This is a genomic window from Thermus sp. FJN-A (assembly GCF_054655095.1).
This window is the reverse complement of sequence record NZ_BAAHSC010000211.1, coordinates 1-237: the sequence shown is the minus strand read 5'-3', so window position 1 is coordinate 237 and position 237 is coordinate 1. Positions and strand designations below refer to the sequence as shown.

General features: G+C 59.5%; 1 pseudogene. It reads left to right on the top strand.

Annotated elements, in window-relative coordinates:
- Positions 1-222, top strand: a pseudogene (locus ACYQ0J_RS10285) (IS982 family transposase); the annotation flags it as partial.
- Positions 223-237: the final 15 nt, after the last annotated feature.

Here is a 237-nt window from a genome sequence, read left to right as displayed (position 1 = left end):
GTTCCCATGGTCATCCGCAGGAGGAACAGCCGGCGGTATCTCCCTTGGATGCAGTACCTGGCCATCGTGGGGCGGAGGGTGGTGGAGACGGTGGGGAGCATGCTCCATCACCTCTTCCCCAGGCGCATCCACGCCGTGACCCAGGAGGGTTTCGTCATCAAAGTTCTCACCTTCGTCCTGGCCCATAACATCAGTCTCCTGACCCAGAAGATGGCTGGGTAGCAACTTGGGTTATAC